This window comes from Mesorhizobium sp. M0802, assembly GCF_040320115.1.
Taxonomy (GTDB): domain Bacteria; phylum Pseudomonadota; class Alphaproteobacteria; order Rhizobiales; family Rhizobiaceae; genus Mesorhizobium.
In genome coordinates this window covers 40,287-64,562 of the sequence record NZ_JAMYOY010000008.1, presented here as the reverse complement: position 1 = coordinate 64,562, position 24,276 = coordinate 40,287, and the positions used below count along the sequence as shown (strand labels likewise).

The window sequence follows — 24,276 nt, the reverse complement described above, 5'->3', positions numbered from 1 at the left end:
ACCCTGCTGAGACCAGTACCCTGCCGAGAGCCGACCCGCTTTGCGTTTCCGCCACCGCAATAAGTTGGTAGCGGCACTTCCAGAAAAAGCGATTGTAGGCTAACCGCCGTCGAATTACTCGCCCGACTGGCCGTCGCCAGTCACACTGCTGCCCAGAATTCCAAAGTCCTGAGACTTAGTTCCTTGTCCCGCAGTCAGGAATCCATCCGCATCCAGGCCGCGCCGCAGCAGTTCCCGCACCGCCGCGGACCGGCTTGGCATGCGCTTTTCGAAGCGCCAGTTTTCCAAGGCAGCCAATTCCTCGGCTGTCAGCATGATCTGCAGTCGCTCGGGTCGTTCCAGCTCGGCCATTCGCGCCTCCAACCGTCAAGACCAAAAATATGGTGAGTTAGTATGTGTCTCAATTGCAGTATAGCTAGGGGTCCCCGTGCAGCGCGTCAAGAGAGGCTGATGGGTGACTCACATACAAGACCAACGATGAGGAAGACACGCCGATAGCACAACCCGCGCAGTCTGCTAACTAGTTGATTTACTTGAGAATATTTAATATTCTTCTTGCCATCTGAAGGTCGTTGGCGCATCCTGATCACGACGGGACAACCGGCTCCTGAAAGGAAGGTTTCCATGCGCTACGGATATTCGGCTCGGCTACGAGAGGATCTCAATTCACGGGTCCTGGGCGCGCTGCGCTCGCGCGGAATGGTCAATATTGCGGTGGTTGCCGAGGACATACGATTGCGTAACCTGGACGAGAACGTCGCCCTTGAAGACGTCGAGCGGCTTGTGATGCAGACGGCCCAACTCTACGGCGCGGTGATGGAGTTGGACGGACTGACCTCCGTCGAGGCGGGGAGATTGACTTCGCTTGCCGACGATAAGCACGAACTGCCTGGCATCGGCAATTCCGACACCACAGGCGGCCAGACCGCTCCCCTGCTGGGATTGTCCTAAGGCGCGACCCGCTCTTTCAATCGACAAAAATCCGCGAGATTTGGACCGAGCGCAGCGGCGCCTTGAGCGTCCAGACAACGCCTTGTTCCCCAAATTCCAGTTGTCCGGTGCCGCTAAGCGCTTGTGGTGCAACCCGCTTGAGCACGACGGAGCCAAAACCGCGGCGCGTCGTCCCACTCAAGTTCGGCGGCCTCGTTGTAGAACGTGATGCGGCCCGTGTGTCGATGGTGTAGGCTGCAACGGGCAACGCTCCCAACAAACTGGCGGGCCCGACACCTGGGATTCCAATCCCCGCATGTTGGATGACGTATTCCCCTACCCCAAATTCCCCAGCTGCTCGATTTGCCCGTTCCGCGGTAGCTGAGATGCACGTGCGAGGTTTCGGTTCCCGTCGTCCCCTTGGGACGGCAATTGTTCTCCTCAGAAAAGGCGATCACCCGCCGGGCGGCGCCGGATCTCAGGGCTCGCGCAAATGTCGACAACGAAGCGCAACTCAGGCCGTCTTTGTCGGAAGCTCGTCAACCCGAGGCGGTTCTCCCGTTAGCCCAGCCTGACGCCAGCAACAAGTCGCCTGGAAACCGTGTCGCCGACGGCAAACGACAACATTGCGGCAAACAGGCCCTGATCGGCATCCAGCTTCAAAGGCCGCGGAACGTTGTTTCGCGGCCTTTACGCTGCGCCGATGGCTTCGCATCGACAGGAACCAATCAAGGGCCAGAGCGTTTGCCGCTGCGTACTCTTCTCAGACGTAGCCAGACGGAGTGAGGGACATGGCTTCATCGGTACTTATCGGCATTCTGATCACTTTCCTGGTGATCATCCTGGTGCTCTATCTCGTCCAGCGTCTGCCGCTCGATGGCCGCACGAGGCAGATCGCGCAGATCGTTGTCATCATTATCGGCATCATTTCGCTGTTGAAATACCTGGCCGTATTTTAGGATAAGGGTCGCCATGACATCCCAAACAATCGCATGGATCATCGGAACGGCGTTGTTTGCCGCAACAAGCACGGCCTACGCCCGACCCGACACGCGTTCGATGACCTGCGAGGAGACGCAGCGCCTCATCCAGAGCCATCACTCGGCGGTGTTGACGACCGGCCGGAATACTTATGATCGCTATGTCCGCCAATACGGCAACGAGTGCGACTGGCCGGAGGTGCCGGTCGCTGCCTCCGTTCCGACACGTGATGGCCAGTGCCGTGTCTATTCGTGCCGGGAACCGGTATTCGATTTCCCGAACTGACATATCCAGCAGCCTTGCGGCGGTCGTCGCCATGGCGCTGCCGGGTCCAGACAATGCATTGCGCGAGGCGACATGGAACCGTTGCGCCGCGCGTGAATTGATTGTGCGCATGGCGCTGCAAGATGTAGCGGTGTGATGCCCAACCAGATGGAGGAGCGGTCATGCCCAATGATACAAGGCGGAGCGGCAGCTGCCTGTGCGGCGGCATCCAGTTTTCGGTGACGGGAGATCCCTTTCGGATTGGCCTTTGCCATTGCAAGGACTGCCGCAAGGCTAGCGGGTCGGCTTTTTCGACGTTTGGAGTGTGGCCGCTCGAGGCGTTCGAAACGACGGGTATCGTCAACAGCTACGGCGACAGAAGTTTTTGTCCCACCTGCGGCGGCCGGGTGCCTTTGGTTCGGGAGAATGAGGTTGAAGTGACAATTGGCAGCCTCGATGAGGTGCCCACCGAAGGGCTGGAGCCCAGCTATGAACTCTGGGTCAATCGCCGTGAGCACTGGTTGCAACCCTTGCCTGCTGCCCGGCAATTCGAGCACGACCGGGTCGATGAGGAGCCGACAAACCGGACAGCCGAACCGATTTCTGACGGTGTCGAGACGCCGTCTAGCTTGCCGCAACGCAAGTCGGCCTAGCGCGAGCGGCGCAGACAGCCGGCGGGCAGGAAATCGTTCTCGAAACCGCCCGATGCCGACAGGACCGGGTCCGACAACATTTCACCCGGCAGAAGCCAAACGCAAAAAGCCCGCCTTGGCGTCAATCCAAGGCGGGCGGTAGATCATCCGGCCTGCGCTGCCGTGGAACGATGGGTTGGCCAAAGCCCTGGGCTGAGACCCATGCCGTTTGTAACCGGCGATTGACTACGGAGCGTCCCCGGTCAGCTGGAATTCGTCTTGTGGTTGCAACGATGCTACGTTTTGTTTGGAAACGAGAGCTTAAGACCACGCAATATCGTTACGTCAACTATGCTGTCCAAGTATCTCGTGGCGTGAACTGAAGGAATCTTCCTGTCTTGTACAAAAGAACGCTTTGTTTATTTTCTTTCCGTCACATAGTGTAGCGAATCTCGAAGCCGGATGGGGCGGCTTTCATGCAGCCAGCGCCTTCGCAGGATCGCGGTCCGCACGTGCAATATCCACTTCACGGCAATCTTCATGCAAGCATAGTCAGCGCAAAGTTCATGCGCAGACATTGGGGGGCACCAATGGACCAGCCGAGCAAAATGGAGAACCTGCAGTTCGCGCAAGGGATGCTGCGGGAGCTTCGGCAGAAAGCCGAAGCCGACGGCCAGAAGCTTCTGACCTACCTCATCGACATGGCCTACCTTGAAGCCAGCGACCGCATCCGTGCACATTGGGTCGGCAATCACGAGCCCGAAAACCGCAGGGCCAAGGGGTAGTGTCAAGGGGTAAACCCGAAACGGGGCTATGGTTGCCCCACGGAGCGTTTGATCAGACGCTTGGGGCCGGCGAGGCCACCGGTCAGTTGGCAATACCGGCTGAGAGGTCAGCCAGAACCTCCCTCACCCGAGTTTCGCTGACGCCGCGCGTGTCCTTGACCCAGCTGGGCGTCGAAAGCGGCGGTTCGATAAAGCGAACATGGTTGTTTACGGGCCCATGCACATAGGGGCGATTCAGCCCGTAGATGAGCGCGCATGGGACGTTCAGGGCAGCGGCGGCGTGGGAAATCCCGCCATCAACCCCGAGGAACATGGTTGACGCAGCGATCTGGCACATCGCGTCAGCAATCGACGGGGTCGAGGTGAAGTCGATTGCCTCAGGAATGGCGGCGCGGATTTTTGCGGCACCGGCGTGCTCACGCGGTCCGCCCACAATCCAGATTGCCCAGCCGCGATCATGATGGTCTCTGGCGATCGAAATGAAGCGCTCGACGGGCCATGAGCGGAAATTCTCAATGTCGGCAGTATAGAGCGCCAGTGCCGGTCGGTCGGCATCGATCTTCTTGTGCTGGCGCCATTCGTCCAGTTCGGCCGGATCGACCACAAGCCGGGGCGCCGGCCACTCTGCGCCCGCAGCCGGCTTTTCGCCAAGCGAGGCAATCGAGCAGACCTCCTCGAACAGCCGCGTCTTGCGGGGTCCGAAGGCCCATAGATGGGCCAACCAGCCGGCGGGGAATCGATTGAGGAGGCCGAATTGCAACTCCTGCGGATAGCCGATGCGCTCCTCTATTCCGGCCATGAACGCCACCAGCGCCGCCTTGGTGCTGCTGGTCATCAGATAGGCCGTACGGTAATTTTCCTTGCGCAACTCGCCAACCAGGCGGCTGCGCTCGCCAAAACCGGGGCGCTGATGACGCTTGGCAAGCGCCCAGCCCTTCCTGACATGCGGCATCAGGCGCGCCAGCGGCGCTGCAACGGGCGAGGTGACGACATCTATGGGGCGATCAGGAAATCGCGCGGCAATGATCTGGATGGCGGAATGGCAACGGACGAAGTCGCCGACCGCGGGGAAGCCGACGAAGAGGATTGGATCGCCGGTCGTCAAGGAAGCGCTTCGCCGTCAAGGATGCGGGCATAGAGATCCAGATAGCCGCGCGCCGCTTTTTGGATGGGAAATCTCGTCGCGGCCGATTCGCGGCATTGCTGAGGCGTAAGGTCGGCGACGGCCTCGAAAGCGGCCGCAAATTCTTCATCGGTCTCAAAGAAGCGCCCGCTGTCGGCATCGACCGTCTCGGGCAATGCGCCTCGCGTCGTCGTCAGCACCGGAGTGCCGCACAACATGGCTTCGACCGGTGCGTTGCCGAACGGCTCCTCCCAGGCGATGGGGTTGAGGAAGGCTCGCGCTTCGCCGAGAAGGCGAAGCTTCGGCTCGCCGTCAACGATTCCGTGGAAACGGTATCGCCTGCCAAGGCTCTTGAAAAACAACCCTTCGCGGCGGGTCTGACTTCGGCCCAGCAGTTTCCAACGCGAGCCACCGGCGATATCGAGACCGAAATCGAATTTTTTGGCGAGATCGACGGCGCGGTTGAGGCCTTTGCTTGATCGTGCAATGCCGGCGAGAAATAGCAGGCGGTCGCCCTTTGCAGCCGACAAACGATAGGCGTCCACCGGAAAGCCATTGTAGACGAATGTCTCGCGCCCATGCTGGCGGGCATGATTGGCGCTGATAAAGCTCCAGTTCGCAACTGGCATGGGCTGGTCCGGCATAAAGCCGCGCTGCGTATTCAGCGTTGGAAATGGCACCTCGACGGGCCAACTATGGGTGTGGACGATTTGCGTGTCGCGCGGAATGGCTGCCCGGCATTCGGCATCGGTCGAAGCGTGCCGGACTTCGAAGAGCGGGTGGCTGGAGCCAGGGCCAGCGATCACCACGACTTCGTGTCCGAGACGAACCATCTCCGTGGCCAGCCATTCGACCTGACGCTGAATCCCACCGTAACCTCGGCAGGGTATTACGCCCTTCAAAACGAGCGTCACCCGCATTGACCTTGCCTCACAATGCTCTCAAAGACGGCCCAGTTGCGTCACGGGCTGGGCATTGTCAAGGTCGCGCCAGAAACGCGAAAAGCCGCGGCGGCCTCGATCGGGTTACGGAATCGTTAATCAGCGCTTGCTACTATACCGGATGACCAAGAATCTCGGCAATGCACCCAGGACCATCTCCAGACAACAGCCAAAGACCTCCGCTCTTGGTCGGCTGACGCCCGCCCTGTTTCCCCTTGTGGTCGTCGCGCTCGGATACGTGATCGGTCGGCAATTCTTCGGCTTCTAGGGCGACTCGTCTAGGCGCGCACGGTAAAGGCTCGCGCCACGCGGGGGATGCCGTCAATGTCCACCCAACCTCCAAACTCAACCGGCGCACCGTACGCCGCTACCCACTGCCCCGCACGTAAGCAAATTTTGTGCAATCACGGGAACGTGATATTCACTGGTCACCGGACAAAGGGGGCGCTGATGAGGTGTCTGGTGATCAATCTTGATCGTTCTCGCGATCGGCTGGCGCATGTCGCGTCCGAGTTCGGCAGGATCGGAGTACCATTTGAGCGTGTCTCCGCCATTGATTGCCCCGATTGCTGCTCTGTCGCCAAAAGCCCGCTGAGCGCTGCTGAGGTTTGCTGTTTCCTGAGCCACCGCTCGTGTTGGGAGATCGTTGCGAACGGCGCGGATCAATATGGCGCGGTTTTCGAGGACGACGTCGTTTTCGGCGCGGGCGCCGGCTCGCTGCTTGCTTCTGATCGATGGGTGCCGCGCGATGCCGATGTGATCAAGCTGGAAGCGCATTTTGCCAAAGTGAGGGTCGGACGCAAGGAAGTCGCTCTCGATGATGGGTTTTCGCTTGCCAGACTTTATGGCCTGCACGCGGGCGCCCCAGGCTAAGTCATCTCCAGATCGGCAGCGCAAAGATTGCTGCGCAGGACCATGCATCTGAGAGGAGAGGTCGACTTCGTTCTCTTTCACCCAGGATTCATGACCTGCTCGCTCAACCGAATCTATCAGATCATGCCGGCGCTTTGCGCACAGCACCATCTCGGGACGAGAGCGCTTTCCAAGCCTCGTGCGACGGCCCGGGAGGCGGCCAAAGCCGTTTCTCGATCGAATTGTCGGAGAAGCGGTGCGAACCTTCGCCTATCTTCGAAACCAGAGCCTGACCGGAACAAAGAAGATCGAGGCCGTCGCGTTCTCAGGCTCTGAGGTCGACGGCAAACCCGTCCACGGCGCGTTCGTCTATGGGCAGCCCGAGCACGGCCACCTCAACAAGGCGGCCGGCATACCGATCGCGCGGAAGAATAGTTCGACCGCCAGATAAGCAGACGATAGCGGCTGCGTTACGAAACAGCCTTTTCGCGGACCGGAAGCTTCCAGCCCGGCCTGACAAAGTGGCAGGTATAGCCGTTGGGGTATTTCTCGAGATAGTCCTGATGCTCTGGCTCCGCCTCCCAGAAATCGCCCACCGGCGCAAGCTCGGTGACGACCTTGCCCGGCCACAGTCCAGAGGCATCGACATCGGCGATGGTGTCTTCGGCGACGCGCTTCTGATCGTCGCTGGTGTAGAAGATCGCCGAGCGATAGCTCATTCCGACATCGTTGCCCTGGCGGTTCCTGGTGGTCGGATCGTGGATCTGGAAAAAGGATTCGAGCAATGTGCGAAAGCTGATCCTGGCCGGATCGAAAACGATCTCGATGGCTTCGGCATGGCTGCCGTGGTTGCGATACGTGGCGTTGGGCACATCGCCACCGCTATAGCCGACGCGGGTAGAGATCACGCCGGGATAGCGCCGGATCAAATCCTGCATGCCCCAGAAACAGCCGCCGGCAAGGACTGCACGTTCGGTGGACGTCGCCATATCATACCTCCATTGGATTGCTCCTTAGGTAGGCATTGTCGTTGGCTTCTTCCAGCATCTCAAGTGCATCACTCGTTGCCGGCCGAGCCGAACCGCCGCACGATGACCTCGAAGACGATGTCGGAAATCCACATGGCCGAGACGCCGATCAAAAAGGCGGCGGCGAGCGTCGTGGTGTCGTCGGCCGGATCGGGGATAGGCATGCCGGTTGCCCTGAACCAGGCGACGGCAGGCAGCGTCAGATACGCAGCCGCCAGCGCCCCGCAGATCGGCGAGGCAATCATCTCGCGCAGCTTGTAGCGATGGCGCGACAGTGCTCGAAGCACGCCGCCGGCTAGCCCGGCGGCGACGACCGGCCCCTTGATGCCGAGCATGTCGAAGAGGTCGTGCATCGGCTAAGGCCTCCATCCGCAGAGCTTTTGTCCCTTGCGGTTGTGCGCCAGGAGCGCTCTCGCCTCGGCGTCCGACAGGACGTCGACGGCTTCGGCCGACAGGCGCAGCGGGCTCGAAATCGCGCAGAAGCCGCCCGAAGCAGTCGTGCACCCGGCAAGCGCCACAAGCAGCGCAAGCATCAGTCCCTTGCCCATGATTTCAGCTCCTTTCGAACAGCGTCCGCCGGCAATGCGCCGACGTCGTTCTGCACCTGCTCAGCGACCGCGCGCGCCGCGGCCTCAGCGGCCGCCAGTTTGCCGCGCTCGGCCCTGGCGCCGGCCAGCCGCTGGTGAGCGCCCCAGCAAAGGGCGGCGATGACCGATGCCAGGAAGCCCAGCAGCGCTTTGTTGCCAAGCAGGACGGCGAGGAGCGCGCTCACAGCAGCCACCCGGCGACAAGCCCGGCGGCAAAGCCGATAGCATAGGGTTTCGCGGCTTCGAGATAGGCGATGAGCAGTTGTTGAAACCCTTCCATGTCAGTGCTCCCAGCCGGATTTGCGGGCCAGCCAGTGCCAGGTCTCGGTGACCGAGGCGATGGCGAGACCGGCGGCGATCTCCAGACCAGCTTGAATGTCGGGGTCGGAAGAAAATGCCGCCGCGTCGTCGGCGCCGAGCAGGCCACGCGCGACCAGAACACCGGCGCCGTAACGCAAGCCGATGCGGATGAAGACGGCGATCATGTCGAACTCCTTGCGAAAATCGATTTCAGGATTTGAAGCAGCGCACGCCAGAACGGCAGGCGTTCGACGGGGCTGACGCGCCCGCCGGTAGACACCGGCGGCATCGCACTGCCGGGCTTCGGTGAGAGCGCTGATGGCTGGGTCGGGGAGCCCGGCAAAGGTGCCGGAGCGGGCTGTAGTGCCGACATCAACAGCGCCTGGGAACGGACCGACCGGATGCGATCGCTCCAACCCTTGCCGAAAACCGGCCAGGTCGGCAGCCGCCGCAGGAATGCCAGGCGGGCATCGCAAAGATCGTCGATGACTGCGCCCGGTGGCCTGGCGCCGACAGCTTTGAGCGTGGCCGGGCCGATCCTGCCGTCCTGTGCGGTGCCAACTGCCGCCTGCAGATATTTAGCCGCCCTGCCCGGCCCACTGTTCACGGCGAAGTCGAAGACGGCATAGTCGACACCGCCGGGAAGCTCGGCGCCCGCAGCGGCATCCCAATAGAAGCGGCGATAGACCGTCGCCACCTGAGCATCCGTGATATGGCGAAGGTCGTCCTTCGTCGCATCCGCCTTCACGTAGCGGCGGAAATTGGCCAGCGTCACGCCCTTCATGGTAGCGCCGCCCGGATCGGCCGGATTGTCGGACCAGCCGCCTTCCGATTTGAGGACGAGCGCAAGCGCCCGCGCGAAGTTGCGGTTCATTTTGCCTCTTTTGGGGTTGTGGGTTAGGGGGCGAGGATTACCGCCGGATCGATCCCGAGCGCTCGGACCAAGTTCACAGCATCAGGATCGTCGCTGTAGAGAGAGGGATGGTCCGGAGCGAACCAGCGGGCGAAATAGATCGGGTTGCCGGTGAACATGCCATAGGCCTGCGGCGTCTTGCCGCCGTCGATGATGCGCTTGCACTACGAATTTCAGCACAATGCGGCGGACTGCCGGGGCAGCACTCCAAGCCTAGCCATCCCATATTTGACGCGCATCTTCTGGGGCTTCAGGCACTTCGATGCCATTTTCAGGAAGCTCGAGGTCTTCACCATCAAAGCCGCCGAGATAGGCGCCATTGCCATCAACGAAGTATTTTGTCATGGTGTCGCCTCAAAATTGGAAAGGGCTTTTTAGATGTGGCTTTTGTACCGGTATCAGTCCCTGCAAATTGGACTGGCGGCACTTGTCGCGATCGTGTCCCGCGGCGTGGTGTAGCTGGCGGCATTAGTCGCCGTGCTCTCCGGCATGGGGCCGGGCTGATCAGCGCGCCACGGCTGGCAAGGCTGATCAGGGGATCATCGCTCATCTGGCTGATCGTTTCCAGAGTCATATATCTGGCCCGCTGCACTGCCCATTCATCGTTCTGTTCGAGCAGGATTGCGCCGACGAGGCGCACGATCGCATCGTCGTTCGGTAAGATACCGACGACCTCGGTGCGCCGCTTGATCTCGCCGTTGAGACGTTCGATCGGATTCGTCGAGTGGAGCTTGGCGCGATGTTCCTTGGGGAAGGTCATGTAGGCCAGCACGTCGGGCTCGGCGTCGTCCATGATTGTCGCCAGCTTCGGCACCTTCGGCCGGATCTGGTCGGCGACGGCGCGCCATTGTACGGACGCGGCCTCGGGCGTTTCCTGGGCGAAAGCGGTGGGGATGAAGGCTGAGACGACCCTGCGGCCGCTCTTGCCGGCATGGGCCAGCACGTTCCTCATGAAGTGGACGCGGCACCTCTGTCATGTGCGCGCACAGCACCTTGGTGACGGCCGCCTTGAGGCCTTCGTGAGCATCGGAGACGACGAGATTGACGCCGCGCATGCCGCGACGTGTCAGCTTGCGCAGGAACTCTGTCCAGATCGGCTCGGCCTCCGAGGTGCCAATCTCCATGCCCAGTACCTCGCGCCGGCCGTCCGCGTTGACGCCGACGGCGATGATAACGGCGACCGAGACGATCCGCCCACCGCGGCGGACCTTCAGGTAAGTGGCGTCGATCCACAGGTATGGCCAATCGCCCTCGATCGGCCGATCGAGGAAGGCCTTCACCTCCCCGTCGATCTCCTTGCACAGCCGCGAGACTTGGCTCTTGGATATGCCGCTCATACCCATGGCCTTGACCAGGTCGTCAACCGACCGGGTCGAGATGCCTTGCACATAAGCTTCCTGGATGACGGCGGTTAGCGCCTTCTCGGCCATGCGGCGCGGTTCGAGGAAACCTGGGAAGTAGCTACCCTTCCTGAGCTTCGGGATGCGCAGCTCGACCGTGCCGGCCCGCGTATCCCAGTCCCGGTCGCGGTAGCCATTGCGCTGGGCGAGCCGCTGCGGGTTCTTCTCGCCATAGCTGGCGCCGGTGGCCGCGCCCACCTCCATTTGCATCAGTCGCTCGGCGGCAAAGCCGATCATCTCCCGCAGCAGATCGGCATCCGGGGTCTTCTCCAACAACCAAACCCTACCGGAAAGCGCCGATGACCACCCACACGCCGCTCGCTCGCTACAGCGCTACTAACGGCGCGCTCGTGAGCGACTTCGCTACCGCCGAGCTACACCACCTGATGGGACACGACCCTTGTCGCTCTTGGCGCCTATGTTGCGGTGCCGGATGGCTGCTATCGACAGGCGGCTTCTTTTTGGCTGTTTGCCCGTATCGGTAAGCGTAGACATATACATTTCGCGGTATACGGGGCCGCCTTACGAGAAATACTGCGCTCAGCAGGATCTGCTGCAGGCCAGGAGAGAAGCCGCTAATAACTAGGCCCACGCTCTCACGACGAGCCTCCAGCTACTGTTGGTAATTGTGGTGCCTGCGCCGGTGCCTTTGGCGGTGATATCAACAGCGGTGGACGAAAACCGCACATTGATGTTGGTGGCGTCCGGGACCAGCGATAGACCTTTGTTGCCTGTACCGCCGCCCGGATTAGCCAGTACTTCGTCTCCAATGGAATACCCGGCATCTGCCGTAGTGCATTGCAGCACGGCAAAGTAGTTTTTTGGCTTGACGCCGAGTCCATGCGCTAGCGTCAGTGATCCGGCATTCGTGATGGTCTGTTGCGGGCTTTCATAAAACTTCTGAAGCAACGCCGTGGACGACTGGACATAGCGTGCATCCTGTTCGGCCTGCGACCATTGCAGCTTGATCCATCCTCCCCAGGCACCGCCAGCCTGCCTGCGCCGCCATAGCTTTTGGTCTGCCGCCGTAGTGTCGTTGACGAAATCATGCACCGTCTGCGTCCGGTAGCCAGTGCTTCCGTGCGCTTCCACAAACCCCAGGAACCAGTTTACGCCGTCTGGCGCATTAGCCGCCGCCGAGGCCACATACCAGCCGTTGTCCAGGGCGTTGTTCCAATCGGTGATCGTCTGCGCGACGACACCAAGGTTGGGTCGGCTATCAAGTTTCAGATCAAACCCAGCCTTGACGAACCCCGTTGTAGCCAATTGCGTGGTATTCGTTCCAGGCGCTGCGGTCGGCCCCGTTGGCGTCCCGGTAAATGTCGGGCTGGCCTTCGGCGCCAGGCTGGACACCGCGATCCCACTATCCTTCCCCACCTTGCCCGTGGTGCCCGCGAAAGTGACAATATTGTCGGTTGCCGAAGACGCAGGCCCCAAAAAATCTCCTACTCCCGTCCCGTCGGCGCCTCTGTCGCCGGCACGGTCGAACATCAGCCAGATGCCGTTGGCCACCGTCGGCAAAGTGCCGGCGCCGCTGACATAGGCGAGCGTCAGTTTGCGGTAGCCGCTACCATCCACAACTGCGCCACTGACGTTATAAACATAGTAGATAGCGGTGGAGGCTTTCGAGCGCAGGGTCAACTGGCCCTTGATGGGGTTCGTGCTGTCATCAAAGCCATCGAGGATGCCACTCACGGTGGCGCCGCCGGCATCGAGATTATCGATATAGGCCGCGGTCACCAACGCGGCGCTCGCATTGTTCAGCCGCAAGGTGCCGTTGCCCGGATCGGCGTCGGCTGTGGTCGTGGAAAAGGTGTAGCCGAGCGCCGCCACCGAGGTTGATGCCGCCGCAGCGCTGGCCGCCGCATTGGAAGCGGAGGTCGCAGCATTGGTGGCTGAGGTGGAAGCCGCGGTTGCCGAGCCCGAGGCAGCGCTCGCCGAACCGGCTGCAGCTGTAGCCGAGTTGCCTGCGTTGGTGGCGCTGGTCGCCGCGCCCGATGCCGAGCCGGAAGCCGCCGTTGCCGAATTGCCGGCATTGGTGGCGCTGGTCGCGGCTGTTGTGGCGGAGCCGGCGGCGGCCGTGGCCGAACCCGCGGCGGCGCCGGCCGAGGTGCCGGCATTGGTGGCGCTGGTGGCGGCAGCGTTCTTCGAGGTGAGCGCCGCAGCGGCACTGGCGGCAGCAGCGCTGGCCGCGCCCACCGCATCGCCCAGCGTGTCCTCCGACAGGTAAAAGGCGATGGTGACCGCGTCGGTGCCGATCACCGGATCGAGCGTTTCGAAAACATAGACGAAGTCGGCCGAGACCGCGCCCTGCTGAACATGCACCGTCGTGCCCTTCTGCATGGTGCGGCTGGTGCGGGCATCGGCGGCACGGAACCATTGGCCTTCGCTGGCGGTATAAATGCCGTTGTCGCGGGCATCGGTCTGGTTCTTGACCAGCACGCGGTCGCCGACCTCGGCCGGCACGCCGTCGATGGTCTGCAGGCCGTAAAGGGTGATGTTGCCCGTCGTCGCCAGGCGCACGGGTTCGCGTTCGCCGGTCAACAGGCGAACGGCGGCAGTTGCAGGTCGGGCCATAAGGCTTGCTCCATGAAAAAAGCCCCGCGATAGCGAGGCTTGAGGAATCATCGAAGAATGCGATGCCACCGTCACTGCATGACGGCAACTCGGGGCGGAATTGACTGAACGTCGCGCGTTGCCGTGACGCAACGCGGGAGGGTCAACACAAGCGCACCGTCAATTCGCAGGCTGGCTCCGCTGGCGACGAGCGCGAACAAAATCCACAATGAGCCAGATCAATTGGGCACAGATGTAGAGTGAGCTATAGGACCAATTCGGTGCCCCAGTATCCGCGTGGCCGTAAGCGGCGGCGGTACAGCTGAGCCCTGCGGAAATGACGTGCGCCAGCAAGAGGCGCCAAAGACCGTCGTCCCAAAGCTTTGTGATCCACAGCAGCAAGCGGCTCAAAAGAAAAGTCGGAACCAGTGCACCGAAAACAGCCGCAGCATAACCTGCACCCATGTAACCCCCAAGCAGCACCCTGCGTTAACTAGTGACTTCCATCGTAAGCAGATTCCCCGGCGCTTCTCAGCCGCCCCTGAGATTTACCGGCGTCCCCGGCGGAAGCCCTTTCACCTTGGCTATGACCTGGCCCATAATGTGCCAGTAGACTTCCAGATCTGTCAGTTCCTGGTTTGAGATGTCATCCTCTCCCCCAAGGAACAGCGGTTTCTTGTAGCCGATGCACTCATCAAAGGCAGGCTGCGCGCCCCCAGCCGAAAGCCAGTCCTCCACGTATATATTGGCCGTCAGCGCCGCATCGGGATTTTCAATGAGGAGCGCATCGTGGAACGATTCGATATTCGCCGGGACCTCAAGTATCTCAGCTGTTCCGGGCTCAAACATGAGGACACCGGGTTGCCCTTCCTCCAGCCGCTGCGTGTCGAGCGCAAACGCAGTGCCCTGCCAGTCGTAACCAAAGCAGGTGATTCGCCCGGCAGCCTCGGGAAAACCGAGGTTGACCCTCGCGTTCCAGGCTGGGAGATCCTGTGCCCTGATGATGCGATACAAACCTTGCTTGAATGAAGCACCGCCCAAGCTGGTGAGCAATTCATTCAGCCCCGATATCCCCGAGTCCCGAAGAGGATTCCCGTCCGTCGGCACCCTACTTTCGACGGGGTAATTTTGTCGGAATGTCTCGAACATCAGCGCGCTCCTATCGTGACCTTATTTATGGCAGTGCCAATAGGTAAGTCTTTTATTTGCTTCCATATCTGCGCACCCAGACTTCGATTGACGCTCGAATCCAATATGGCGAAATTGGATAAGACATGAGCACCTCCCAATTGCAGATCAATGACATGGTCAATGTCGTTGCCGAATGGAATTAATGAACCTGCCTTCTTAAAGATTTTTCTGGCGGACTTCCCTATGCGAACCGCACGGCTAACCACAGTGGCAGCTTCCGTCAACATCTTGACTTTCAGATCTGCCGCTGCCCGCTGTGCCGCGTTCCAATGAGGCATATAGGTAAGATGCAGGTCGTGGCCAGCGGAGGCCCCGCTGGCTATAGCAGGGTCCGGCGCCGGACCAGTTGGGGTCCCTGCTGGTGAACTTGAACCAGCCTCTAGGTCTGGCTGATCTGTAGTAAGCTCTGCCGCTGCCGGCTCAGCAATTGGTTGGCGAGAGGATGAACGTCGCTTTAGCCACTCGGCGGCTTGGCGATAGACAACACCAAGGCCTTCTCCGACAATATTGCTACCAGCGCCACCAAAGAAGCCGGACGCGGCTCCGCCGTCGATGGATTCGTCGCGGCCGGTGGCTTCCACGGCCCCGTAGCCAGCGCCTTCAGCTCCCATGAGGCCCGTGCGAGCAAGGAGACCGGACAACCCCTCCATTGCGGCTGTGCCGAATCTACCGCTGAGTGTGATCCCCGCCTCTCCGAGGCCTCGGCCGGTCAAATAGGCGCCAAGCAACTCAGCCACGGTACCCGCCGACCCAGCTCGATCTCGCGCATCTTGTGTCGCGACACGCCCAGCCGCGAGTTGTTCCTCGTAGCTGCCGCCCGAGATCAGCGAATTCATGGTAGCGGCAAATTTGTCCGCGTATCCAAACGTCATCCCGTCCGCCGTAAGGCGAACGATGTCATCAAGCGCTACCAGTGCTTTGAGAGGCACCGGCAGGGCATCAAAAGCCGCCAGATTTCGGCTCACGCGCTCCTCTGCCGATACCGGAATTGCACTGTTCGCGATGCTTCGCCCTATTCGCGACTGGTTCTCGCCGGTCAGTTGCAGCGCCATGGCTGCCTGAACACCCGGATCCGAGGTACCCGCGAACAGATCGCGCAAGACCACGTCTCGCTCACGTTGTGGCACCCTTTCATCGCTCAAGGTGTCGACAAGGTCTTTGACGACAGACGCCGGCAGGGGCTGAATCTTTTTGATCCCAAGCTGCAACTGCACCGCGACAGAGCGGGCCACCGCTTTCTGATAAGCGGCCGGATCGTAACTGTCCTTGCTCGATACCGCGGGCCAGTACGCATCTGCTGTCTGGTCGATCTTGCGAACAAAATCGGCGGGATCGGCGGCGCGAGCCTGCAAAACCTGCCTCGCTGCGGACGTGGTTATGTCGAACTGTGCCTGGTCCTGCTCAAGGGTCGCACTGCCTGGTTTGGGCCTGGCCGCGAGCACCTTCGCCTCGATCGCATCCTTCGGCATCCTGACCATGTCGAATGCCTGGCCGCCGACCTTGAACGTGCGATCGAGTCCAAGAGACTGCTTTCCACCCTCCTCGACGCCATAGACCGCAGTGAGGTCTTCATCGTCCGGCTTATTTCCTGAATAGGTGCCGGTGTACATGAGGACGGTCGGCGCATTCTGGTAAGCAAGTTGGACATTGGTGCGCGCCTCGAAGAGCTGCTCCGTCATCGCGACGTTGGCCTTCTGGCCAAGTTGCTGCAGATCATACGGTGGCAGGTCAGCAATCCATGGAGCCGCCGCCCAGACGAACTCGCCGCTGGCCTGCCTGGGGGCCGGCGTCGTTTTTACGTCCGACGTCGGTTTGCCGACGGTGTCACCCTGTGCCAGGGTACCCATCTTGCCGTCGGCCCATGCGCGGGTGTCGGCGACGGACTTGCCGGCGAGGAACGGATTGGCGCGCACTACGTCCTGGCCGACGACGCTGGCGATCGGGGCGTTCGGATCGGCCTTCAGCACATTTACGGCGCCGGCCGAGCCGAGGAAATGCGCGAGATAGAGGTTGCCCGGTGTGGTCGGCACGCCACGATTGGTCAGGTATTCGGCATTGTCGCGGGTCAGCGCTGCCGTCATCTGCCTGCCGAGTGCGGCATCGCCTTTGAGCGCGATGATCTCGGACGCACTTTTGCCAGCAGCCAGGTCGGGGCGGTGCGACCGGACAGTCTGAACCCATGTTGAGTCGAGGAACTGCCCGACGCCTGAAGCGGATGAATTGGGATTCTTTGCCGCGGCATTGCCACCGCTTTCAACGCCGATGATTTTGCCCACGACCGCGTCGACCGGAGATCTCGCGACCGGCACCGCCCCCAGCATTTCAGCAGCGCGCTTCGGGTCCGTGGCGATCATCGCCTGAACCAGCGCCTTGGCCGAGTTGGTGCGCCAGGCGGCTTCCGCCGCTTGCCTGGCAAGCGGGTTGCCGATCTTGGCGATCAGGTCGAGCCCGCTCTGCCGGATCGCTTCGAAGGTCGCGGTGTCGTTCGGGTCGCCTTTTGCGATGGCGATGGCATTGGTTGTCAGCGTCGTGTCGACGGTGGCCTTCTCGTAGTCGTCGCGTTTGGTCCTTTGCCGCAGCGCCATGCGGTATGCGCCAACGACGCGCTTGTTTTCCTTCTGACCTGCGAAAGCGGCGCGCTGGCTTTCGGGCATCGTCCGTTTCGCATCGTCGAACAGCGTATCGTACAGGCCTGGTTTCACCACCCGGCCGGCGCGCAGGTCGACCTCGCCATACATGGCTTCATGCATGCCTGCGCCATCCGCCGGCGCGTTCGCCGCCACTTCATCTTCGGCCTGCGCGATCCGCGCGTCGAAGCCGCGACGCGCCAGCTCGGCGTCGAACGCGTCCTGCTGGTCCTTCATCTGCTGGTAGCGTTCGGCAAGAGCGGAAAGGTGGTCGCCGAAACCTTGCATGGCGCCGCCGATCGGCGACCCCTGGGGATATTGCACGGCGTTGCCGGTATCGAGCCGGCGCTGGCCGACGGAAAGGGGGATGATGTGTACCATCTAGGTGTTCCCCGCCCACGGAGCCCTGAGGGCCGCACTGCCGAAGATCACGGAGCGGCCCGGCACAGCGGCGGCCGCAGCGCTTGACGCTGCCGCTTTCGTCGGGTCGTTGATTTTGGAGAGGCCGCCAACGAGCGCGCTGCCGGCGTTGAAGATTGACGCCGTCACCGCCTGCTTGCCCTGGAAGCGCGAGATGGCGGCTTGGCTGTTGAGATTGTTCTGGCGCAGCTTCGAGCCGTACAGCAGCGCGCCGAGATCCGCCTGGCCCTGCCTGGCATTCGCCGCCAGCACCTCGGTCGGCGAGCCGGCTATGCCGACGCCGGACGCGCCGGCCTGGGCGCGCGCCTGCGCCTGCAGCAGGTCCTGCTTGTGGCGCTCCTGGCCTTGCTCGAAGGCGGCGGCTTGAGCATCCGCCTGCGCCTGCTGCTCATAGGCCTTGGCCTGATAGTCGGCCATCTGCTTCGACTGCTGGCCCTCGGCCAGCGCGCCGCCGACGGAAAGAACGGTGCCGAGAAGGGCAAGTGTGCACATGGTCAGCCTCGTTCGCCCAGGGGTTTGATTGCAGGAATGGGTTTTCTCGCGGGAATGGGTTTGATTGCGGGAATGAACTTGCTTTTGACGCCGGCGACCGGCGCGCCAAGCTGCGGGCGCGGGTCGAGTGGACCGCCGGCAGCGAGCAGGGACAAAAGCAGCCGGTCGACCTGCAGCCCGGCGCGGCTGAGGCGAGCGGGTGCGGCTGCCCGTGCGCCGGCCATGGCGGCGCGGCGGGCAGCGGTGAGGTTTATCTTCAGCTCGGCGACGCTGGCGGCGTCGAACAGGCCATTGGCGGTGGCGATGGCACGGACGAGCGCATCGGCCTCGAACAGCTCCTGGCGCAGCAGCTCGACCAGCCGGGCAGCGTTGCGCCAGCGCTCGGTCAGGGTGGCGGCTTTGGCCGCAATCTCGTCGCCAAGAGCGGCAATGTCGGCGCGGGCTTCGCTCTCGGCGGCGTCGATGCGGCGCGTGTCGGCGACGCAGATGGTTTTTTCCAGCAAGGTGATGACGTCGTTGCAGGCATCGAGCGCGGCGCGCGCCGCGGCCAGGTCGCCGTCGCCAAAGACGGCCCGGTCCTCGGCCTGCTCCAGCGCGCGCCTGCGGACGACGGCGTCGTTAATGTCGGTGTCGAGCAAGGCGATGACGGCCGCGAAATCGGCAGCCGTCCGCGCCTTGCCGAGGGTCTCGGCATGGGGGGTCATTGGGGTGGGTTCCTTTTTGAGAGGAGCGTCATCTCCCCCCTTGAGGGGGAGATGGCCGGCAGGCCAGAGGGGGTCGTCTCGCGTGGAGCGCTGGCTTCTTTCTCTGCGAGGTGGGCAATTGGGTCGCGTCCGGTCGCACCGACCCTCTCTGTCGCCTTCGGCGACATCTCCCCCTCAAGGGGGGAGATCAGCAGGCCCTACGGCTCGGCGTCGAATACCGGCGTAAACGCCCGGATCGTGCAGGGCGTCGGGTTGAGGTGGCGGATGCGGACCCTGCCCTGCCCTTCCCAGCTGTCGTCGACCGGTACATCGACATTGCCGGTGTAGAGTTTCGCATTGCCGTCGGGTGCGACGATGCTCGGCATGCGCACGCTCTCCCAGCGGCCGCGGAGGAAGGACTGCACCTGCAGCCCGGTGGTGTCGGTCTCGAGCAGCGACAGGATGACTTTCGCCACCTTCTTGCGGCGGCCGATGACGGAACCGTCCTGGCCGCCGACGTCGAGTTCCAGCGTGTTGGCCTCGGACTGGAAGGGCAGCCCGACCTGCCACTTCCCAGCTGTGGCGCCGGCGGGCAGCGCCACCTGGCCGGAGGCAACCGGCAGGCCGCGATAGACCTTGCCGCCGGCCAGCACGTCGACCAGCTGGCCGTTGAGATGGCCGAGCCCGGAGACGACGTTGACGGGTGCACCCGAATAGGTCAGTCCGCAATCGACCTGAAAGGCATCCTCCAGCATGCCGTATTCGAATGGCGTGGTCATGATTTCGATGTAGCGCCTGGTCACCCCGCCAATGGTGCGCTTGACGATCAGCCAGATGTCGTCGACGCCGTTCTGGCCAGGCGTCACCACGGCGCTTTCAACGACCGCCCAAGTGGGTTGACCGGGGGCGGATCCAGCGAAGCTGCCGCCGAAGCGATGGCGGTGCATGCCGCGCACCTCCTGGCTCGGCTGGTGGGTGTAGCCGCCAAGTTCGCCATTTTCGAGCGGGAACCACAGCATCGGGTCGGGGTCGGTCTGGAAGGCGAGTTCGACCACGCCTTGCTTGGGGATATGTTCCGAGATCTGGCCGATGTCATCGGAGGTGAATTTGGCTGTAGAACTCTGCGTCAGCTCGGCGATCGATTTGCGCGAGCGGGTGACATAGAGGAAGGACTGCCCGGCATCGACCGGGCGGATGCGGGCGCAGCCAAAGGTGCGCGAACGGCGGTTCTTGAACGAGGACGGGGTGAGTGCCTCGTCGATGCCGGAGCCGGACAGTGCCCTGATACCGCCCGACGTGCCGATCAGCAGCGCACCATCGGAATCGGCGATCCAGACGATGTCGTTGGCCTGGCCGCCGCCGGCCTGGACGAATTCCAGCGCGTCGTCATCTTCCTCGCCGAGCGCGAAATTGTCGAAGTCGCCGGTCGCCGATGCATAGACGGAGAATTTTCGACTGAAGGCCAATCGCTCTTCGTAGAGAGAGCCCGCCTCGACATATTTTCCGGGCACGAAGGTACCAAGCCGCCAGCGACTGATCGGACTGAGATCGGGCAAGGCATGGCCATACAGACGAACGGTAACGACTGTCGCGCTCGTGCGCGCTGCAATCTTGGCCCAGCGCCACCGCCCATCCGAACCGAGCAGCCGGATGGCGCGGCCAATGTCCGATATTTGGAACCCGGTATCATCGTTGATGCCGATGACCGATGACGCCGTCAGATTGAACGGCGTCATCAGGTCGCCGTCCTCGTTCGGCGCCCATTCGGCGAAGTCGGTTCTGGTACTGTCAGAGCCGCCGCCACCGTCCATGTCCATGCGCAGATATTCAAAGGCGGCCTTGTTGAAGAACTCGAAGAACCGACGCTCGGAGTTACCCCAGCCTATCTGGCCAATCCGCGAGTCGATGGTTGTCCATGTCGATCCGTCGTTCGAGCCCTGGATTTCCCATTGCGTCGGCATATTTTCTGCTTCCGACGCGCTGTTCATGGCTTGCACCCAGTAGGCGTTGCAAACCTTCTGCGCTCCGCTCGCCTGCCGATATTGGACCCAGCCATTGGTGCCGGCACCGATCTCCGCACCTGTTCTGCTGTCCTTGTCGAAAATCGCCCACGCTGACGCGGAACCGTTGCTGGCCAAAGCCGTTCCGGCCGGAGCCGTCAAGCCTGTCATCTTCGGCACGTACGAGCCGTAACTGGCCGGCGTCATCGTGGTGCCGGTCGTGTTGATTGGATCGTAAGGGCCGTCGAGGAACTCGTAACCTGCCAGCGTCCATGTCGTGTGGGCGGTGCGGGTCAGCACTTTGGGCGCATAGTTCTTGTGGGTGATCCACATCTGGTCGGCTGACTGGACATAGGCGAGGTCGAACAAATCGGCCTCCAGATAGGGCGAGGCCACCTCGACCGTGCCGACGCGGGCGCCATAGGCATAGACGCGGATATAGAGGTCGCCGAACTCCAGGCAGTAGGCCTGCTCGGAGGAGAAGATGAAGGGGATGGCGCGCGTCTTCCTGGCCGAATTCTTCACCTCGTTGACGAAATAGCTGCCGCCGCGGGCGCGGATACCGCCATGCGGCAACGTGACGAAGTTCTCACATTTGGACAGCGCCGCACGATAGAGATCGAGTGAGGCGCGCGCGTGCAGGCGCGGGCTGATTTCGCCACGGGTGAAAACGTCCTGGATAGGGTAGAGCGCGGTCATCGGGCAGACACCCTGAAGTCGCCGCGCTGCTGCGCCCAGGATGAGGTGTAGAGCCGGCCGCCGCGCTGGATGGCGTTGGCGGCGAAGGCCGCGTCCAGCGCCCGGTCATAGGCGGAGCGGGCGATGTCGATCATGCCCGCCTTGTGCGTCAAGGGATGCGCGATCTTGATGGCAAGGGCGGAGACCAGCACTTCGGTGAACAGCGCGTCCCAGTCGTTCGGGTCGGTAAGGTTGGCGATGTAACGGATGATCAATGGACCGGACCGGCCGCAATAGATCAGCCCGGCTTCCTGGCGCCAGGAGATCGGTACGCCGTCCGGCTCGCCATTTGCGGTCAGCGGCAGCGGCCGCAGGCAATCGGCGGGCAGTTCATAGGCGAAGTTCAAGGTGCAATTGCCGCTGCCGGTGTCGGCGCCGGCGACGCTGGCGGCAAGGATGGCGAACACCCAGGCGTGCCTGGCGAGTTCGGCTTCCCGCGTCAGGTCGAAATGCAGGTTGAGCAGGCGCGCCGCCTTGACGTCCTGGTCGAGACTGTCGATCGGCGCCTCGTCGAGGACGGCGAGCGCCATATTGGCGATGTCGAGCGGGGTGATGGCCATGGATCAGCGCCTCGTGGATGGTGGTTGATTGGGCAAGGGTATATGGCGGAGCGCCAATCTCCCCCCTTGCGGGGGAGATGGCCGGCAGGCCAGAGGGGGGTGCTGTCCCGCCGACCTGACCTAATTTGGAGAAGCGGTTGTGGGTTGAAGGGGGTTGAAGGGACCGGAAGTTGGCGATCCTTCACACCCCCTCTGTCCTGCCGGACATCTCCCCCGCAAGGGGGGAGATCAGCAGTTTCGGCGACCCGCTGGCCGGACGAAAGGTACTATGCCTCGGTCGTTTTCAGCGCGATGAACGTCATGCTCTTGACGCTGGAGGCCGTACGGTCCCAGTTTGCCGCCAGCGCGAGCTCGGCGTCGGTGGCGAACTCGCCGGCCGAAGACGCGTCGAGGAAGCGGGTGCCGGGCACATGCGGCACGAAGTGCCTTCGGCCGACCATTTCGGTGACGCCGCCGCCATGGCCCTGGCGCGGCTTGCGATCGAACTCGAGCGGCCCGCCCTCCGTGTTGACCGGCAACTCGTTCCACAGGATCGCCTTGTCCTTGAACATGAAGGCGGTGTAGACGCCGGCCGCCACCGGAATGTCGTCATCGACCACGCAGCGCAGCCCCATATAATAGGGGATGAGCGGGCCGCCCTGCTCGGAGGACGGCACATAGTCGATGAGGTCGGCGAGCTTCAGCGCCTTCATCTGCTTGGAGTGCATCCAGATCGTCTTGAACTTGTCCGCGCGGTCGCCCATCAGATAGGCGGCCTCGATGATGTCGGTGTCGACGATGGAGGCGCCGGTGACACGCACCAGGTCGCCGCCGTCATTGGCGATGTTGTCGGCGACGACCCCTTTCAGGATGCCGAGCAGGGTCAGCTTGTTGGCGCGCTGCCAGTACTCGGTCTGCCGCTTGACGATCAGCTTCTGCGGATCGTCGCCGGCCAGGATCGAGGTCAGGTCCGGAACGCCCCAGGCCTGGGCGCGAACATTGCGGGCGGCGACCTCGCGGCGGGCGCCGATCTTCTTCATCTCGATGGAATCGGCCGGATCGTCATTGACCGGTTCGGACGGATCATTGCCGAGATCCTTCCAGCCGGGCATGTCGACCGAGCGGCCGCCCATGGACAGCTTGGCGGTGATGGCCGGGTCGTTGAACAGGATGCCGGCCTGGAAGATTTCCAGCGACTGGACATGCTCCTCGAACGAGTACTGGGCATAAACGGACGGAACGATCGCGTCCGCGATACGGGTATAGGCGTCTGCCATTTTTCACTTCCTTTGAGGTTGATGTGGCGGCAAGCTTTGGAGGACTAAAGGGGATTGTTGGGCATCCAGAGGTTCGGGTTTTCACCGGCCTCGCGTGCCAGCCGCCGGGCGCGGGCGGGGTCGCTTTTGACAAGGGCTGAAATGGCCGAAATGTTGCGGTCACCGGCGGCGTTGCGCTTGAACGGATTGCCGCCGCTCAAAGCCGCGCCGCCGTCGATCGTGTCTTCCCTGAACATCGCCTCGCCGACGGCATGGAACGCCTTGGCGATCTGCGGATCGGTCAATGCGCCGTCCGGGAGAAGGATGCCCTTGGCCTTATAGGCGTCGACCAGTCCGAGCTTCTTCATCGCCCGGTTGGCGACCTCGAGCTTCTGGCGAAAGCCGTCGCTGTCGGTCGGTCCCCAGTCGCGCACGAGATCGTCATGCGTGGCTTCGACCGAGCGGGCGAGCGCGACGTCCTGGCGCGCGGCCTGCTCGGCCATGTAGCCGACGAAGCGGTCGTGATAGGCCTGCGCCACCTTCGGCGTGGCGCCGGCCTCGACCGCCCAGGCCTTGGACGCCTGGGCAAGCTCGTCCGAATAGGCGAAGTTTTCCGGCAGGCCGTCGGGCCGCCTGTACTCGACCTTGTCGGGCGATGTCAGCGGGCGCATGGTCTCGGGCAGCCGGGCATGAAATTTCTGCCAGTCTTCCGGGGATGCGTCGGGTGCTGGAACGCGCAGGCTCTCACCCTGCTGTCGCTCCAGTTCCGCATAGGAATTGAAAACCCGATCGAGGTTTTCGGCCTTGGTCCAGCCCTTGGCTTCAGCGAGCTTGCGGTTGCCTTCGGAAAGACCGTCAAACCAACTTTTGGCGCCAGGCGCGGCGGACCCGTTATCCGCACCTGCCGGTGGCCGTACTGGGTTGCCCGCAGGCTGCGCACGCGCCGCCACGGACCCGGAATCTGCCAGATCTGTCATGAGTGGATTCCTTCTTTTCTCCTTCTCCCCCTGTGGGAGAAGGTGGATCGGCGCGCAGCGC

The 24,276-nt window shown here is 62.4% G+C and carries 27 protein-coding genes and 1 pseudogene; 7 read left to right on the top strand and 21 right to left on the bottom strand.

The annotated features are described in order from the left end of the window. Window positions 1-114: 114 nt before the first annotated feature. The gene (locus tag NKI10_RS13665) at window positions 115-351 is read right to left on the bottom strand and encodes a hypothetical protein (RefSeq protein WP_023671471.1); all 237 of its coding nucleotides are present in this window, start codon (window positions 349-351) and stop codon (window positions 115-117) included. 273 nt (window positions 352-624) lie between these two features. Here NKI10_RS13665 and NKI10_RS13660 point away from each other — a divergent pair, with 273 nt between their 5' ends. The 5 genes from NKI10_RS13660 (at window position 625) to NKI10_RS13640 (ending at window position 3,592) form a co-directional block, all read left to right on the top strand. Beyond that, window positions 625-951 (top strand): hypothetical protein, encoded by a 327-nt coding sequence (locus tag NKI10_RS13660; RefSeq protein WP_023712723.1) that lies wholly within the window; start codon window positions 625-627, stop codon window positions 949-951. A gap of 770 nt (window positions 952-1,721) precedes the next feature. Next, window positions 1,722-1,889 (top strand): Thivi_2564 family membrane protein, encoded by a 168-nt coding sequence (locus tag NKI10_RS13655; protein ID WP_023694668.1) that lies wholly within the window; start codon window positions 1,722-1,724, stop codon window positions 1,887-1,889. 13 nt (window positions 1,890-1,902) lie between these two features. Further along, window positions 1,903-2,196, top strand: a complete 294-nt coding sequence (locus tag NKI10_RS13650; RefSeq protein WP_023739188.1) for a hypothetical protein — start codon at window positions 1,903-1,905, stop codon at window positions 2,194-2,196. A 161-nt stretch (window positions 2,197-2,357) separates the two neighbouring features. Next, window positions 2,358-2,828, top strand: coding sequence for a GFA family protein (locus NKI10_RS13645; protein WP_023739187.1), 471 nt, complete (start codon window positions 2,358-2,360; stop codon window positions 2,826-2,828). A 569-nt stretch (window positions 2,829-3,397) separates the two neighbouring features. Continuing rightward, window positions 3,398-3,592 (top strand): hypothetical protein, encoded by a 195-nt coding sequence (locus tag NKI10_RS13640; protein ID WP_023689885.1) that lies wholly within the window; start codon window positions 3,398-3,400, stop codon window positions 3,590-3,592. A gap of 82 nt (window positions 3,593-3,674) precedes the next feature. Here NKI10_RS13640 and waaF read toward each other — a convergent pair whose 3' ends face one another. Together waaF and NKI10_RS13630 are read right to left on the bottom strand one after the other, a co-directional pair. Continuing rightward, window positions 3,675-4,697, bottom strand: a complete 1,023-nt coding sequence (gene waaF / locus NKI10_RS13635; RefSeq protein WP_352860392.1) for a lipopolysaccharide heptosyltransferase II — start codon at window positions 4,695-4,697, stop codon at window positions 3,675-3,677. Next, window positions 4,694-5,635 carry a glycosyltransferase gene (locus tag NKI10_RS13630; protein ID WP_023808296.1) on the bottom strand — a complete coding sequence of 314 codons (942 nt, stop codon included), beginning with the start codon at window positions 5,633-5,635 and terminating at the stop codon, window positions 4,694-4,696. The genes waaF and NKI10_RS13630 overlap by 4 nt, the downstream gene beginning before the upstream one ends. Before the next feature lie 483 nt (window positions 5,636-6,118). Between NKI10_RS13630 and NKI10_RS13625 the strand changes: the two genes are divergently transcribed. Together NKI10_RS13625 and NKI10_RS13620 are read left to right on the top strand one after the other, a co-directional pair. Beyond that, window positions 6,119-6,529 carry a glycosyltransferase family 25 protein gene (locus NKI10_RS13625; RefSeq protein WP_352860389.1) on the top strand — a complete coding sequence of 137 codons (411 nt, stop codon included), beginning with the start codon at window positions 6,119-6,121 and terminating at the stop codon, window positions 6,527-6,529. Between the two features lie 235 nt (window positions 6,530-6,764). Beyond that, window positions 6,765-6,959: a hypothetical protein gene (locus NKI10_RS13620; protein ID WP_352860387.1), complete on the top strand. Its 195-nt coding sequence runs from the start codon at window positions 6,765-6,767 to the stop codon at window positions 6,957-6,959. A gap of 19 nt (window positions 6,960-6,978) precedes the next feature. On the opposite strand, the gene msrA is transcribed toward NKI10_RS13620, so the two are convergent. The 18 genes and pseudogenes from msrA to NKI10_RS13530 form a co-directional block, all read right to left on the bottom strand. Further along, entirely contained in the window at window positions 6,979-7,497 is a 519-nt protein-coding gene (gene msrA, locus NKI10_RS13615; RefSeq protein ID WP_352860385.1) for a peptide-methionine (S)-S-oxide reductase MsrA, read from the bottom strand. Between the two features lie 68 nt (window positions 7,498-7,565). Continuing rightward, window positions 7,566-7,889 carry a hypothetical protein gene (locus NKI10_RS13610; RefSeq protein ID WP_023689880.1) on the bottom strand — a complete coding sequence of 108 codons (324 nt, stop codon included), beginning with the start codon at window positions 7,887-7,889 and terminating at the stop codon, window positions 7,566-7,568. Between the two features lie 3 nt (window positions 7,890-7,892). Then, a complete protein-coding gene (locus NKI10_RS13605) occupies window positions 7,893-8,084 on the bottom strand; it encodes a hypothetical protein (RefSeq protein ID WP_023671459.1) in 192 nt (63 codons plus the stop codon). Then, window positions 8,069-8,308 carry a hypothetical protein gene (locus tag NKI10_RS13600; protein WP_023684348.1) on the bottom strand — a complete coding sequence of 80 codons (240 nt, stop codon included), beginning with the start codon at window positions 8,306-8,308 and terminating at the stop codon, window positions 8,069-8,071. The genes NKI10_RS13605 and NKI10_RS13600 overlap by 16 nt, the downstream gene beginning before the upstream one ends. Window positions 8,309-8,404: 96 nt before the next feature. Beyond that, entirely contained in the window at window positions 8,405-8,608 is a 204-nt protein-coding gene (locus NKI10_RS13595) for a Pam3-gp28 family putative phage holin (protein ID WP_023689878.1), read from the bottom strand. Continuing rightward, window positions 8,605-9,297 carry a glycoside hydrolase family 108 protein gene (locus NKI10_RS13590; RefSeq protein WP_023705677.1) on the bottom strand — a complete coding sequence of 231 codons (693 nt, stop codon included), beginning with the start codon at window positions 9,295-9,297 and terminating at the stop codon, window positions 8,605-8,607. Before NKI10_RS13590 ends, NKI10_RS13595 begins: the two co-directional genes overlap by 4 nt. Window positions 9,298-9,320: 23 nt before the next feature. Next, a complete protein-coding gene (locus NKI10_RS13585; RefSeq protein ID WP_023705676.1) occupies window positions 9,321-9,455 on the bottom strand; it encodes a hypothetical protein in 135 nt (44 codons plus the stop codon). A gap of 94 nt (window positions 9,456-9,549) precedes the next feature. Further along, a complete protein-coding gene (locus NKI10_RS13580) occupies window positions 9,550-9,681 on the bottom strand; it encodes a hypothetical protein (protein ID WP_280790706.1) in 132 nt (43 codons plus the stop codon). 172 nt (window positions 9,682-9,853) lie between these two features. Then, window positions 9,854-10,973, bottom strand: a pseudogene (locus NKI10_RS13575) (IS256 family transposase); the annotation flags it as partial. Between the two features lie 345 nt (window positions 10,974-11,318). Further along, complete coding sequence (locus tag NKI10_RS13570; RefSeq protein ID WP_352860383.1) at window positions 11,319-13,280, bottom strand: pyocin knob domain-containing protein; 1,962 nt, start codon at window positions 13,278-13,280, stop codon at window positions 11,319-11,321. Between the two features lie 543 nt (window positions 13,281-13,823). Further along, a complete protein-coding gene (locus NKI10_RS13565; RefSeq protein WP_352807196.1) occupies window positions 13,824-14,441 on the bottom strand; it encodes a T6SS immunity protein Tdi1 domain-containing protein in 618 nt (205 codons plus the stop codon). Then, window positions 14,441-17,491, bottom strand: coding sequence for a lytic transglycosylase domain-containing protein (locus NKI10_RS13560; RefSeq protein WP_352860381.1), 3,051 nt, complete (start codon window positions 17,489-17,491; stop codon window positions 14,441-14,443). Before NKI10_RS13560 ends, NKI10_RS13565 begins: the two co-directional genes overlap by 1 nt. After that, window positions 17,492-18,022, bottom strand: coding sequence for a hypothetical protein (locus NKI10_RS13555; protein ID WP_023734795.1), 531 nt, complete (start codon window positions 18,020-18,022; stop codon window positions 17,492-17,494). 2 nt (window positions 18,023-18,024) lie between these two features. Then, window positions 18,025-18,726, bottom strand: coding sequence for a hypothetical protein (locus NKI10_RS13550; RefSeq protein WP_023739173.1), 702 nt, complete (start codon window positions 18,724-18,726; stop codon window positions 18,025-18,027). A gap of 197 nt (window positions 18,727-18,923) precedes the next feature. Next, entirely contained in the window at window positions 18,924-21,404 is a 2,481-nt protein-coding gene (locus NKI10_RS13545) for a phage tail protein (RefSeq protein WP_352655899.1), read from the bottom strand. Continuing rightward, window positions 21,401-22,003, bottom strand: coding sequence for a phage connector family protein (locus tag NKI10_RS13540; RefSeq protein WP_352860378.1), 603 nt, complete (start codon window positions 22,001-22,003; stop codon window positions 21,401-21,403). Before NKI10_RS13540 ends, NKI10_RS13545 begins: the two co-directional genes overlap by 4 nt. Window positions 22,004-22,269: 266 nt before the next feature. Next, a complete protein-coding gene (locus NKI10_RS13535) occupies window positions 22,270-23,259 on the bottom strand; it encodes a hypothetical protein (RefSeq protein ID WP_023751142.1) in 990 nt (329 codons plus the stop codon). Window positions 23,260-23,303: 44 nt separating this feature from the next. Continuing rightward, complete coding sequence (locus NKI10_RS13530; protein WP_027049704.1) at window positions 23,304-24,215, bottom strand: hypothetical protein; 912 nt, start codon at window positions 24,213-24,215, stop codon at window positions 23,304-23,306. Window positions 24,216-24,276: the final 61 nt, after the last annotated feature.